This window comes from Nocardia sp. NPDC051052, assembly GCF_044456045.1.
Classification (GTDB): domain Bacteria; phylum Actinomycetota; class Actinomycetes; order Mycobacteriales; family Mycobacteriaceae; genus Nocardia.
Genome location: NZ_JBITFL010000003.1, coordinates 397,505 through 409,889 on the forward strand (window position 1 = coordinate 397,505; position 12,385 = coordinate 409,889).

Below are 12,385 nucleotides of genomic sequence, written 5' to 3' on the forward strand. Positions count from 1 at the left end.
GGAGCAGGCGGGTTAGCTCACCCCCGGCGAGTTACCCACGTCCGCACGAAATCAGTTGCCGCCTAACGCGACTGCCCGGTTTACCCACGAGGGGTGGTAAACCGGGCAGCTTCGTCGGTCGTTACGCCAGTGCCGCGTCGAGGAGGATGTGGTCGACGCCGGCCAGGGCCTTGCTGACCGGGCAGCCCGCCTTGGCGGCCTCGGCCGCGGCGGCGAAGCCGTCGGCGTCGATGCCGGAGACCTTGCCGCGCACGGTCAGCTTGATGCCGCTGATCCGGAAGCCGCCGGCCGGGTCCGGGCCCAGGGTGACGTCGGCGCTGACATCCAGGCTCTCCGGGGTGCCACCCGCATTACCGATCTGGGCCGAGAGCGCCATCGCGTAGCAGGACGAGTGCGCCGCCGCGATGAGCTCCTCCGGGCTGGTGGTGCCGTCGGCGTCCTCGGCCGAACGCTTCGGGAACGACACGTCGTACTTGCCGACGCCGGAACTGGCCAGCTCGACCTGTCCCGAGCCCTCCTGCAGAGTGCCGGTCCAGGCAGTACGCGCGGTACGTGTAGGCATCACAGTCCTTTCGGTTCCGCCTCGCCGAGTATTCAGGCCAGAGTTAGGTGCCACCGCGGGTGCGTTGGCGGCCGACGGTGAGGCGCGGGTCACGTTACCCCGTACCCGGCGAGTTACCCATGTCCTTACGAAATCAGTTGTCGCATCGGGCTATTGGATACAGAACGAGTGCTGTCACTCGGGATTGGTGACCCTGGCCAGCACGATGCCACCGATGATCAACGACAGCGCGAACACCCGGCCCGCGCTGAGCGGATCCTTGTTGAACACGACGCCGAGGCCGATGGCGCCGACCGCACCGATCCCGGTGAAGATCGCGTACGCGGTACCGACCGGCAGCGTCTGCATGGCCCTGGACAGCAGATACACCGCGGTGACGCCGAGCACGAAGCAGATCACGGTGGGCACCGGGCGGGTGAAGTTCTCCGTCGGTTTGATGCTCTGCGACCAGACGATCTCGACCAGGCCCGCGATGCCGAGGACCACCCAGTTCATCTCAGTACTCCTTCGCGAGATCGCGGGCGGCGCCGAGGGCGAGCGCGTACGACTCGTCGTGCTTGCCGCGCAGGTGCGCCAGCGCGGGATCCTGGCGGGCATTGGCCAGTTCGGCATTGATGAAAACCGTGTCCTCGACGGCGAAATGGCCCGCGAAGAAGTCGCGCAGGAAGCGCTCCTGGTAGTCGAAGGCGGCCTTCGGCGCACCAGGCGAGTAGGCGCCGCCCCGGGCGGTGGTGACGACGAAACGACGGTGGCCCAGCGACATTCGCGGGAACGTCACCTGATCCAGCCATGCTTTGAGCGACGCCGGGACCGAGTAGTTGTACATCGGGGTGCCGATCAGGATGACGTCCGCGGCAAGCAACTCGGCCAGCAGCGTTTCCACGATCGCCCATGCGACGGCCTGTTCTGGCGTACGCACTAGTTCGCTGAGCCGACGCAGGTCGGTGTTCTGCCGCGCGAGCACCGCGTCGCACAGCTCGGTCCATGCCTCATCGATGAACGGGATCGGGTCGGCCGCCAGATCCCGGTAGTGGTAGCCGCCGTCGGGGTTCTCGGCGCGCCACGCGTCGGCGAAGACGGCACTCAGCTCGCGACTGATCGAGCTGGTGCGTGCGCTGGCGTCCAAGTGCAACAACGTGCTCATAACTAGACCTCACTCTGGGTTTACGCGACTTCAATTGGACGATGTGTCCACTTATCCCAGGGATCGACAGTATCGACAACCGGACACAATGTCCACTTATTCCAGAACTCGGGTACAGTCAGCGCATGACCAGGCACACGGATCTGCTCACCGGGCAAGCGGCCGCCCCGGCCGAGCGCGCGGACGCGGCTCGCAACCGGGCCAAGGTGCTCGCCGCGGCCGCGGAGCTGTTCACCACCCGCGACCCGCGCGCCGTGACAATGGACGACATCGCCAAGGCGGCAGGCGTCGGCCGCGGCACGCTGTATCGCCGCTACCCGGACACGAATTCGATCGCCGTCGCGCTGCTCGACGAGCACGAACGGGCGCTGCAGGAGCAGTTGATCGGTGGCGCACCGCCGCTGGGACCCGGCGCGCCACCGGCGGAACGGCTGGCCGCATTTTTCGCCGCGATGGTCGAATTGCTGGACGCGCACGCGAATTTGGTGCTGGGTGCGGAGACCGGCGGTGCGCGATTCGCGACGGGGTCGTACGGATTCTGGTATGCCCATGTGCGAGCACTGTTGGTGGCGGGCAAGATTCGTGCGCCGGACGCGCTCATCGATCCGTTGCTCGCGCCATTGGGGGCCGAGGTCTATCAGCAGCAACGCAGCCGAGGGCTGACCTCGGCACAGATCGCCGACGCGCTACGACAGCTCGCGCACGCCGTGCTCGACTGAGCCGCGAAAAGCCGTTGATGGTTGTCCATCAACGGCTTTCGGCAGATAACTCACACCAGATCGCGTCTGCGCATCAGCCACAGGGTCCCTACTACGAAGAGCGCGAGGTAGATCCCGAGCATGATCAGCGATTCGGTGCGCGACAGGATGTCGAGCACACCGGGCGTCCCCGCGCCGACCGTCCGCATCGCCCCCGCCATGGAGCCCGCGGCAGTACCGGGCAGGTGATCGGTAATGATCGCGATCGGCGAGAAGATGGACGCCACGCCGCGCAACAGGTTCTCCACCACCAGCACCCACACCAACCCGAGGCCGACCGCCAGCGCCGGGCCGCGAGCGATGGTGCCGATCAGTGCGCCCGCCAACGTCCACATGCCGAGAATCACTATGCCCGTGAGGATTCCGAGCGCGGACTGGTGCGGCGACGGCAGCGCGAGCGCCTGCGACTGCGTCGCGCCGATCAACGCCGCCACCCCGGTGTCGACGACGAAGGCGGTGAGCACCAGTCCGATCACCACGACGACGAGGCTCACCAGCACGCCACCGACCGCGCTGATCCGCGACGGCCCCTGGGTGAACACGGTTTTCCAAGTGCCCCAGCCATATCCGCTGCCGGTGGTCAGCGCGCCGAGCACCAGCATCAGCGCGCCACCGAACATCGCCATGCCCTGGGTGAACACCTCCGGCACCGCGGCGGGCAGCATCTGGTGCAGCAGTGCCTCTTTCGGCAGGCCGTTCGACATCCGGCCCGACTCGCCCGAGGTGTAGGCGAGATAATTGAACAGGTAGGCGAAGGTGAGGTTCAGCAGGATCCAGGTACCGAGGAGGATCCAGAACGCGGGCCACTTACGCAGCCGCAGCGCCTCCGCCTTCGTGCTCGCCAACAGGTCTTTCACGGTCATTTCGCCACTTCCAGCTGAGTCATTTCGAAAAACACTTCTTCCAGGGACTTCTCGTCGATCCGCAGCTCGAGCAGATCGGCACCCGCCGCGATGACCGCCCGGGCCACCGCGGGCGCGGTGCCGTTGCCCGCCTCGATCCGGATGCCGCTCGACGTCAGCATCGCGGCGCGCTCGCCGACCACCCCGCGCACGGCCGGGAACGCCACCTCCAATGGCTCGGCCCGCAGCAAAAGCGATGCGGCGCCGCGTAATTCGGCGACGGTCGACTCGACGAGCAGCTTGCCCCGCGAGATCACGCCGACCCGATCGCAGATCTCCTGCACCTCGCTGAGCATGTGACTCGACAGCAGCACCGTGTGCCCGTCGGCGGCGAGAGTGGTGATCAGCTCCCGCATTTCGGCCATGCCCCGCGGATCGAGGCCGTTCGTCGGCTCGTCCAGAATGAGCAGGTCGGGCCTGCCCAGCAGGGCCGCGCCGACGCCGAGCCGCTGCTTCATGCCCAGGGAGTAGGTGCGGAACTTGTCGTCGGCCCGGTCGGTCAGGCCGACCCGGTCCAATGCGTGCTCGACCTCGGCCGTGCCGATGCCGCGGTATTTCGCGAGCACCCGCAGGTTGTCCCGGCCGGAGAGATACGGGTAGAAACCCGGGCCCTCGATGAGCACACCGATCCGGCGGACCACCGCGGGATCGCCCGGCGCGTGCCCCGCCACCGTCGCGGTGCCGTCACTCGGGCGGATGAGCCCGACCAGCATCCGCAGCGTGGTCGTCTTACCCGCACCGTTCGGACCGAGAAACCCGTAGATCTCCCCGGCCGCGACGCTCATGCTCACGCCGTCGACGGCCGCCTGAGCCCCGTAGCGTTTGGTCAACCCTCGGGTGACCACGATCGAATCTGTCATGCACCGAGAATCCGCCTCGGACCATGCCCACCACATCCGTCGCGCGGCGACCGTCGGTATACGTAGCGCGGACGATGACCGGATACTTTGCGTAGTCGTATTGTCGGAACAGGCCCGGCACGACAGCGGCCGCGAGCGCACCCAAGACGCTACTGTCTGTGAACACAACAACTGATTTCGCAAGCACATGGGTAACTCGTCGGGCACGGGCTGACTCACTCACCAAATAACCGCCAGCCGCCGACGTCACTCGCTCGGCACCCGTGTCTGGCCTGAATACGCGGAGAGGCGGGACAGCATTACGAGCCGGAGCTCGCTCGGATGGGATTGGGGTGTGGCGCTTGTCGTGGCCGCGCTCCAGATCGTCGGCGGCACATTCGCGAATATGAGGATGGGCGACAATTCCCTCGACATCCTCGGTTACCTGCTACTACTCGCCGGTCCGGTCGCGCTGATCTGGCGGCGGTCCCGGCCGCTGCCGGTGCTGCTGGTCGCGCTCGCGGCCTGCGTCGCCTACCTGGCGCTCGGCTACGGATACGGGCCGATCTTCTTCTCGCTGGTCATCGCGTTCCTGACCGCCGCGAGCACCGGATCACGCTGGTGGACTTACCCACTCGTGCCGGTCGGCTACCTGGTGCTGGTCTGGCCGGTGCCCGAGCTGTTCGGCCGAGGCGCCAACGGGTGGCAGATCTTCGCGCTGATGGCCTGGCTTTCCGTGCTGCTGTGCGTGGTGGAGGGCATCCGGCAGCGCAAGGCGGTGCTGGTGGCGCGCAGACAGCGGGCCGAGGCCGCGCGCCGCGACGAGGAGGCGCAGCGGGAACGGCGGGCCAGCGAGGAGCGCCTCGCCATCGCCCGCGAGCTGCACGACGTACTGGCGCACAGCCTTTCGCTGATCAACGTGCAATCCTCGGTGGCGCTCGAGCTGTTCGACAAGAAGCCCGAGCAGGCCGCCGGCGCGCTGGACGCGATAAAGACGGCCAGCAGGGACGCGCTCGCGGAGGTGCACACGCTGCTGCACACGATTCGCACCGGCGGCACCGTCGTCGACGAATCCGGTGCCGACGAGGACGAATTCACCGATGTCGAGCGCACCGCGCCGGGCCGGCGCAGGCCGCGCGGCTGGAGCGGGCGCAATTCCGCTGGCCCCGAACGAGTTCCGGCAGAAGACGCGCAATCCGGCAGGGCCGCCAGCGAATCCGCCGAGGCCGAGGAGCGCCCGGCCGCACCGCGGACTCCCGCGCCGAGCATCGCCGAGTTGGACACCCTGCTCCAGCGCGCCCGCGCGGCCGGTTTATCGGTGCATACCAAGATCATCGGTGAACCGCAGCAGCTGCCGAGCGTGATCGACGTGGCTGCCGCGCGGATCATCCAGGAGTCGCTGACCAACGTGGTGCGGCACGCGCCGGGCGCGGAGGCCACGGTGACCGTGCGCTACGCGGCGCAGTCGGTCGATATCACCGTCGACAACGCCCGCCCGACCGCGCCCGCGTCCAGGTCGGGCACCAGCGGCGGCAACGGGATCATCGGCATGCGGGAGCGCACCCACGCCCTCGGCGGCGCGCTCACCGCGGGCCCACGCCCGAGCGGCGGCTTCCGGGTCGCGGCGCGACTGCCGTTGCGCCCCATGGCACCGAGCGAACGCAAGCCGCCCAGCCGCTCCGACGACGCGCCCCGGCCCGACAATGTCCGCCAGATCAGGCCAGGCGACAAGGCGCAGCAGTCCAGCGCGCACGGGCCGCAGTAGGAGGAACGGTGGCTATACGGGTCCTGGTGGCCGACGATCAGGCGCTGGTACGCGGCGGTTTCGTCGCGCTGCTCGAGGCGCAGGACGGCATCGAGGTGGTCGGCGAGGCGGCCAACGGCGAACAGGCCGTGCGGATGACCCGCAGCCTGCTGCCGGACGTGGTGCTGATGGACATCAGGATGCCCATCCTGGACGGCCTCGCCGCCACCAGGATGATCGCCGAGGATGCCAAGCTGGCCGAGGTGCGGGTCGTCGTGCTGACCACCTTCGAGCTCGACGAATACGTCTTCGAGGCGATGCGCGCCGGCGCGACCGGCTTTCTGGTCAAGCACACCGAACCGGCCGACCTGGTGCGCGCGGTCCGGGTGGTCGCGGCCGGTGACGCGCTGCTCTCCCCCGGCGTCACCCGCCGGCTGATCGCCGAATTCTCCGCACACGCCAAAACACCGCCGCCCGCAACACTTTCCGAGCTCACCGAACGCGAGCGCGAGGTGATGGCGCTGGTCGCCGAGGGGCTCACCAACGCCGAGATCGGCGAGCGGCTCTTCATGAGCCCCGCCACCGCCCGCACGCACGTCAGCCGCATTCTGATGAAACTCGGCGCCCGCGACCGCACCCAATTGGTCGTGCTGGCTTATGAATCCGGCGTGGTGCGCCCGGGCTGGCAGTGACTACCCGCCGCCGGGATTCGATTGTTCGCGTTCCGCATCGGTGAATCCGCCGCGCTTCGCGCCGGGCGGTGCGGCCTGCAGCCGGGCCGAGCTGGCCGACGCCGCGCGGAACACGCCCGAAACACCCTGCGGCGCAGCGGCATAGGTGATCGAGTTGCTCGGATCGAAACCCATTTGGGTGCCGATGGCGACCGCGTCCATATTCGCGCCGAGGAACAGGAAATTCCAGTTGTAGACGTCCTGCTGCTGGGTGATCAGCGATTTCACCGCGGCGTGCGACCACTCCCTGCTGGAATTCTCGTGACCGTCGGTGAGTACGACAACAATGACAGTGCCCGGCCGTTCGTGTTCGGAACGTTTCGCGAGCTCCGCGCCGACTTCGGTGACCAGCCTGCCCACCGCGTCGTATAGCGCGGTCATGCCGCGCGGCTGCAGGTCCAGCGGCGGCACCTGCGCGAGCGGACGGTTCGCGTAAACGCACTCGTATTCGGTGTCGAACCGCGCCAGCGTCACCTCGATCGTCTTCGGCACCTTGCGCTGTTCCTCGATGAAGGCGCTGAAACCGCCCTCGGTATCGGATTTGATCGACTGCATCGACCCGGACCGGTCGAGCAGTACGGCGATCAGTGTCAGATCTGGATTTGTCATTCAGCACCCCCGGGTCGGTCGACGAACCCCATCCAAAGTACCCCGGCATACGCGCCGAGGCGTACGGCGAGCAGCGCCGCACGACCGATGCCCTGGGGTAGGTCGGCGGCGCAGGCTTTGCTCATGAACATTTCGGCACAACCCGAGGTCATCACCTTCCTGGCCGACCATTACGACGACGGCTGGCACCCGTGGCCGTTCTTCTGGATTTTCCCGCTGTTGTTCTGGATCACCTTCATCACCCTGACGTTCTTCGCGCGGCGGCGGTTCATCGGACGGGACAGCGGGGTCGGCGCGCTGCGGGCCGCCTTCGCTCGCGGCGAGATCACCGAGGACCAGTACCGCAGCCGCCTCGCCGTGCTGCGCGAGCCGACGCGGCCGACCAAGGGCTGACGCGGGAAGACGGGAGACCACCATGAAATTCGGCTTAGTCATCACCCCGCGCTCCGGCGCCGAATGGGCCACCGCAGCAAGGGATGCCGAGCGGCAGGGTTACCACACGATCTTGCTGCCGGACACGCTGAACACCCCATCGCCGTTCCCGACGCTGGCCGCCGCGGCGGCCGTCACCAGCACCGTCCGGCTGCGCCCCAACGTGCTCGCCGTTCCGCTGCGCACCGCCGCCGCGACGGTCCGGGAAACCGCCGCGCTGCAACTACTTTCGGACGGACGGTTCGAGCTCGGCATCGGCTCCGGCCGACCGGACGCCGGTGCCGAGGCCGAACGCCTCGGCATGCCATGGGGTTCCGCCGCCGAACGCCGCGCGCAGCTGGCCGACACCATCGCGGCGGTCCGCGCGCAGGTCACCCCGGCCCCGTCGGTCATCGTGGCCGCCAGCGGCCCCCGAATGCTCGCCGCGGCAGCAAAATTCGCCGATCGCATCCTGCTCGCCGCCGGGCCCCGGGTGACCGAGGCAGAGCTGGCCGACATGGTCCACATCGTCCGCGACAACACCGACCGGGACATCCCGTTCAGCCATCAGCTGATCGGCATCGGCAACCAGCTCCCCTACTGGACGAGCACCCGGCTCGGCCTCAACACCGACGAGTTGCGGGCGGCGGGCGCGGCAGGCGTCCTCGACGCGGACCCGTCCGCCGCCGCCGAGGTACTCGAAATCCGAAGGGAGAAGTACGGAATCGACGAGATACTCATCCCCGGCGAGCTGTCCGACGCCTTCGCACCGGTACTCGTGCGTTACCCGGCCCCGATCAGCGATCAGTAGGCATTCGACGGAAAAGGCCCGCCCCCACAGGGAGCGGGCCTTTCTCGTAGTGCTTTTACTCGCCGGAGGCTTCTGCGGCGCCTTCAGCGGCGCCGGTCAGCACGACCTCGGGCTTTTCTTCGCCCTTGTCCGCCTTGGTCAGCTTCGCCTTGCCGGTGAAGGTGAACTTGGCGTCCTCGCCGGAGCCTTCGCCGTCCCAGCCTTCGACGTCGACGAAGATGGTCTGGCCGGGGCCGATCTCGCCGAAGAGGATCTTCTCCGACAGCTGGTCCTCGATCTCGCGCTGGATGGTGCGGCGCAGCGGCCGGGCACCGAGCACGGGGTCGAAGCCACGCTTGGCCAGCAGCGCCTTGCCCTGCTCGGACAGCTCCATCGACATGTCCTTGTTCTTCAACTGGACGCCGACTCGGGCGATCATCAGGTCCACCATCTGCACGATCTGATCGGTCGTGAGCTGGTGGAAGACGATGACGTCGTCGATGCGGTTGAGGAACTCGGGCCGGAAGTGCTTCTTCAGCTCGTCGTTGACCTTGAGCTTCATCCGCTCGTAGTTCGAGCCCTGGATGTTGGACTGGGTGAAGCCGAGGCCGACCGCCTTGGAGATGTCCGAGGTACCCAGGTTCGAGGTGAAGATCAGCACGGTGTTCTTGAAGTCGACCGTGCGTCCCTGGCCGTCGGTGAGACGACCGTCCTCGAGGACCTGCAACAGGGTGTTGTAGATCTCCTGGTGTGCCTTTTCGATCTCGTCGAACAGCACCACGGAGAACGGCTTGCGGCGCACCTTCTCGGTGAGCTGGCCGCCCTCTTCGTAGCCGACGTACCCGGGAGGGGCACCGAACAGCCGCGATGCGGTGAAGCGGTCGTGGAACTCGCCCATGTCGATCTGGATGAGCGCGTCGTCGTCGCCGAACAGGAAGTTCGCCAGCGACTTGGCCAGCTCGGTCTTACCGACACCGGACGGACCGGCGAAGATGAACGAGCCGGACGGCCGCTTCGGATCCTTCAGGCCGGCCCGAGTGCGGCGGATCGCCTTGGAGACGGCCTTGACGGCATCCTCCTGGCCGATGATCCGCTTGTGCAGCTCGTCTTCCATGCGGAGCAGACGGGTGGTCTCCTCCTCGGTGAGCTTGAAGACGGGGATGCCGGTCCAGTTGGCAAGCACCTCCGCGATCTGCTCGTCATCGACCTCGGCAACCACGTCGAGATCGCCTGAGCGCCACTGCTTTTCCCGCTCGGCGCGCTTGGCGACCAGCTGCTTTTCCTTGTCGCGCAGTCGCGCCGCCTTCTCGAAGTCCTGCGCGTCGATAGCGCTTTCCTTCTCCCGGCGCGCATCGGCGATCTTGTCGTCGAATTCGCGCAGGTCCGGCGGGGCGGTCATGCGACGGATACGCATCCGCGCACCGGCCTCGTCGATCAGGTCGATCGCCTTGTCCGGCAGGAACCGGTCGTTGATGTAGCGGTCGGCCAGGGTAGCCGCGGCCACCAGCGCGCCATCGGTGATGGAAACCCGGTGGTGTGCCTCGTAGCGGTCGCGCAGGCCCTTCAGGATGTTGATGGTGTGCTCGACCGTCGGCTCGCCGACCTGGACCGGCTGGAACCGGCGCTCCAGCGCGGCATCCTTCTCGATGTACTTGCGGTACTCGTCGAGGGTGGTCGCGCCGATGGTCTGCAGCTCGCCACGGGCCAGCTTCGGCTTCAGGATGGACGCGGCGTCGATCGCGCCCTCGGCGGCACCCGCGCCGACGAGCGTGTGCAGCTCGTCGATGAACAGGATGATGTCGCCGCGGGTGTTGATCTCCTTGAGCACCTTCTTGAGGCGCTCTTCGAAGTCACCGCGGTAGCGGCTGCCCGCGACCAGGGAACCCAGGTCGAGGGTGTACAGCTGCTTGTCCTTCAGCGTCTCGGGAACCTCGCCATTGACGATGGCCTGCGCGAGGCCCTCCACGACGGCGGTCTTACCGACACCGGGCTCACCGATCAGCACCGGGTTGTTCTTGGTACGGCGGCTCAGCACCTGCATGACGCGCTCGATTTCCTTCGAGCGGCCGATGACGGGGTCGAGCTTGCCCTCGAGCGCGGCCTGGGTCAGGTTCCGGCCGAACTGGTCGAGCACCAGCGAGGTGGACGGCGTGCCCGCCTCACCGCGGGAACCGGATTCGACCGGCTCCTTGCCCTGGTACCCGGACAGCAGCTGGATGACCTGCTGACGCACCCGGTTGAGATCGGCGCCCAATTTGACGAGCACCTGCGCGGCGACGCCCTCACCCTCGCGGATGAGACCGAGCAGGATGTGCTCGGTGCCGATGTAGTTGTGGCCGAGCTGCAGCGCCTCGCGCAGACTCAGCTCCAAGACTTTTTTGGCCCTCGGGGTGAACGGGATGTGACCGGATGGAGCCTGCTGGCCCTGTCCGATGATCTCCTCCACCTGGCTGCGCACGCCCTCCAGCGAAATGCCGAGCGATTCCAGCGACTTGGCCGCGACACCCTCACCCTCATGGATCAGCCCCAGCAGGATGTGCTCGGTACCGATGTAGTTGTGGTTGAGCATCCGGGCCTCTTCTTGGGCCAGGACAACGACACGCCTCGCACGGTCGGTGAACCTCTCGAACATCGCTCCCTCACTCTCCTGCTCCGACATTCTGGCAACAGACGCCGCAGTGTGCTGTGTAACAACCGTGGGCGTCAGCCTGCCATGAAGCCCGGGGGTCGTGGCCCCCGCCTCCACTCTAGTTGGCGGGGGATGCTGCCGCCGCCAGTCCACCCTATTGGCGACCAGCGTCAGCACGGTCATTCACTCATAACGTGAGGGTTGCAGGATTCGTTTCCGATCCGGTTTTGCCCTCAGCGAACAGGAATATCTCTCTGCCGCCATTTTCCGGGGTGCTACCCGGTGAACGGCGGGATGAAACCGCACGGCACCTCGTGCGGGTGTGCCGGGTCGAGCGCGTTGAGCACGTATGCCGCGGCGCGTGGACTGCCCGCGATGCCCGCGTGCTCGGAAAAGTCCTGGGCACAACCATCCTGGACCACGATGTTCGTGACGTTCGGGCCGGGTACCTGTCCCGAGGTGTAGGGGACGACGAGCTCGTCGAGCCTGGTCGAGATATTGGTGTAGGCGACGTCAGGGTTGTAGACGCCGTCCGCGTTCAGCGCCCGCACGAAATCCGAGCCCGCGAGCACCTGGCGGCAGGCCTGGCACAGCGATCCGGTGAGGGCGTCGAAGGCCGGGCCCGCGCCGAGCCGCTGGCTGAAGGCCGCGATCTCGCCGGCGCCCGCGACGTCCGAACCGAGCCACGGCGGGGCGAGTGCGACCAGTTTGGCTACCTTGGCCGCGCCGCCGAGCCGCTTGATGAAGTAATTGCCGATGAAATTGCCCTGCGAATGGCCGACTATGTCGACCCGGGCGGCACCGGTCGCGGCCAGCACCCGGTCGACGAACGCGGCGAACTGCGGTGCGCTCTGCTCCATCGGCAGCATCCCGCCGATGGCCGAGATCGGCCACGGCAAGTCGTAGGCGCCGTAGGTCATCGAGTACACGCAGTAGCCCTCATTGGCCAGCAGCGGCGCGTATACCCCCCAATTCGTCTGTGCCCCACCGCCGGTGCCGTGCGCGAGGACCACCGGATTCGGATGCTCCGTGCTCGGGTGGCAGGTCCAGTCGTTGGTGCCAGGCAGGGATCCGCCGGGATGTAGCAGCTCGTTGGGGATGCCGCCGAAGAAGTTGTAATCGACCGGATACTGCTCGGCCTGGGCGGGACTCGCGGCGATGACGCACAGCGCGGCGAAAAGGACGACGAGAAACGAAAAGCCTGGAACACGCGGCACGGTAGCCTCCAAATCTGGAACGTGTTCCAGAAAGCTACCGTGCGGCGTG

The 12,385-nt window shown here is 67.2% G+C and carries 13 protein-coding genes; 5 read left to right on the plus strand and 8 right to left on the minus strand.

The genetic code is table 11. From position 1 onward, the window contains the following. Positions 1-121: 121 nt before the first annotated feature. From ACIBCN_RS12180 to ACIBCN_RS12190, 3 genes are all read right to left on the minus strand, one after another. Positions 122-562 carry an OsmC family peroxiredoxin gene (locus ACIBCN_RS12180; protein WP_396991554.1) on the minus strand — a complete coding sequence of 147 codons (441 nt, stop codon included), beginning with the start codon at positions 560-562 and terminating at the stop codon, positions 122-124. 174 nt (positions 563-736) lie between these two features. Beyond that, positions 737-1,057, minus strand: coding sequence for a DMT family transporter (locus ACIBCN_RS12185; protein ID WP_396991555.1), 321 nt, complete (start codon positions 1,055-1,057; stop codon positions 737-739). A 1-nt stretch (position 1,058) separates the two neighbouring features. Continuing rightward, entirely contained in the window at positions 1,059-1,706 is a 648-nt protein-coding gene (locus tag ACIBCN_RS12190) for an FMN-dependent NADH-azoreductase (RefSeq protein ID WP_396991556.1), read from the minus strand. A 125-nt stretch (positions 1,707-1,831) separates the two neighbouring features. Between ACIBCN_RS12190 and ACIBCN_RS12195 the strand changes: the two genes are divergently transcribed. Next, complete coding sequence (locus ACIBCN_RS12195; protein WP_396991557.1) at positions 1,832-2,425, plus strand: TetR/AcrR family transcriptional regulator; 594 nt, start codon at positions 1,832-1,834, stop codon at positions 2,423-2,425. A gap of 50 nt (positions 2,426-2,475) precedes the next feature. On the opposite strand, the gene ACIBCN_RS12200 is transcribed toward ACIBCN_RS12195, so the two are convergent. Further along, positions 2,476-3,327 (minus strand): ABC transporter permease, encoded by an 852-nt coding sequence (locus ACIBCN_RS12200; protein ID WP_396991558.1) that lies wholly within the window; start codon positions 3,325-3,327, stop codon positions 2,476-2,478. Next, the gene (locus ACIBCN_RS12205) at positions 3,324-4,226 is read right to left on the minus strand and encodes an ABC transporter ATP-binding protein (protein ID WP_396991559.1); all 903 of its coding nucleotides are present in this window, start codon (positions 4,224-4,226) and stop codon (positions 3,324-3,326) included. The genes ACIBCN_RS12200 and ACIBCN_RS12205 overlap by 4 nt, the downstream gene beginning before the upstream one ends. A 334-nt stretch (positions 4,227-4,560) precedes the next feature. Here ACIBCN_RS12205 and ACIBCN_RS12210 point away from each other — a divergent pair, with 334 nt between their 5' ends. Further along, positions 4,561-5,970, plus strand: a complete 1,410-nt coding sequence (locus ACIBCN_RS12210; protein WP_396991560.1) for a sensor histidine kinase — start codon at positions 4,561-4,563, stop codon at positions 5,968-5,970. An 8-nt stretch (positions 5,971-5,978) separates the two neighbouring features. Continuing rightward, entirely contained in the window at positions 5,979-6,641 is a 663-nt protein-coding gene (locus ACIBCN_RS12215; RefSeq protein WP_396991561.1) for a response regulator, read from the plus strand. On the opposite strand, the gene ACIBCN_RS12220 is transcribed toward ACIBCN_RS12215, so the two are convergent. Next, positions 6,642-7,289 carry a VWA domain-containing protein gene (locus ACIBCN_RS12220; RefSeq protein ID WP_396991562.1) on the minus strand — a complete coding sequence of 216 codons (648 nt, stop codon included), beginning with the start codon at positions 7,287-7,289 and terminating at the stop codon, positions 6,642-6,644. A gap of 123 nt (positions 7,290-7,412) precedes the next feature. Between ACIBCN_RS12220 and ACIBCN_RS12225 the strand changes: the two genes are divergently transcribed. Further along, positions 7,413-7,682 (plus strand): hypothetical protein, encoded by a 270-nt coding sequence (locus ACIBCN_RS12225; RefSeq protein ID WP_396991563.1) that lies wholly within the window; start codon positions 7,413-7,415, stop codon positions 7,680-7,682. 22 nt (positions 7,683-7,704) lie between these two features. After that, positions 7,705-8,511, plus strand: coding sequence for an LLM class flavin-dependent oxidoreductase (locus ACIBCN_RS12230; RefSeq protein WP_396991564.1), 807 nt, complete (start codon positions 7,705-7,707; stop codon positions 8,509-8,511). Positions 8,512-8,566: 55 nt separating this feature from the next. Here the strand turns inward: ACIBCN_RS12230 and ACIBCN_RS12235 are convergent, their stop codons facing one another. Both ACIBCN_RS12235 and ACIBCN_RS12240 read right to left on the minus strand, forming a co-directional pair. After that, the gene (locus ACIBCN_RS12235) at positions 8,567-11,122 is read right to left on the minus strand and encodes an ATP-dependent Clp protease ATP-binding subunit (protein ID WP_396991565.1); all 2,556 of its coding nucleotides are present in this window, start codon (positions 11,120-11,122) and stop codon (positions 8,567-8,569) included. Between the two features lie 272 nt (positions 11,123-11,394). Next, complete coding sequence (locus ACIBCN_RS12240) at positions 11,395-12,336, minus strand: esterase/lipase family protein (RefSeq protein WP_396991566.1); 942 nt, start codon at positions 12,334-12,336, stop codon at positions 11,395-11,397. Between the last annotated feature and the right edge of the window lie 49 nt (positions 12,337-12,385).

What these genes read in the sequence shown, in the direction of transcription:
- ACIBCN_RS12190 (WP_396991556.1), bottom strand. Translation starts at nt 1,706, where the DNA reads ATGAGCACGTTGTTGCACTTGGACGCCAGCGCACGCACCAGCTCGATC.
- ACIBCN_RS12195 (WP_396991557.1), top strand. Translation starts at nt 1,832, where the DNA reads ATGACCAGGCACACGGATCTGCTCACCGGGCAAGCGGCCGCCCCGGCC.
- ACIBCN_RS12205 (WP_396991559.1), bottom strand. Translation starts at nt 4,226, where the DNA reads ATGACAGATTCGATCGTGGTCACCCGAGGGTTGACCAAACGCTACGGG.
- ACIBCN_RS12230 (WP_396991564.1), top strand. Translation starts at nt 7,705, where the DNA reads ATGAAATTCGGCTTAGTCATCACCCCGCGCTCCGGCGCCGAATGGGCC.
- ACIBCN_RS12235 (WP_396991565.1), bottom strand. Translation starts at nt 11,122, where the DNA reads ATGTTCGAGAGGTTCACCGACCGTGCGAGGCGTGTCGTTGTCCTGGCC.
- ACIBCN_RS12185 (WP_396991555.1), bottom strand. Translation starts at nt 1,057, where the DNA reads ATGAACTGGGTGGTCCTCGGCATCGCGGGCCTGGTCGAGATCGTCTGG.
- ACIBCN_RS12220 (WP_396991562.1), bottom strand. Translation starts at nt 7,289, where the DNA reads ATGACAAATCCAGATCTGACACTGATCGCCGTACTGCTCGACCGGTCC.
- ACIBCN_RS12180 (WP_396991554.1), bottom strand. Translation starts at nt 562, where the DNA reads ATGCCTACACGTACCGCGCGTACTGCCTGGACCGGCACTCTGCAGGAG.
- ACIBCN_RS12225 (WP_396991563.1), top strand. Translation starts at nt 7,413, where the DNA reads ATGAACATTTCGGCACAACCCGAGGTCATCACCTTCCTGGCCGACCAT.
- ACIBCN_RS12200 (WP_396991558.1), bottom strand. Translation starts at nt 3,327, where the DNA reads ATGACCGTGAAAGACCTGTTGGCGAGCACGAAGGCGGAGGCGCTGCGG.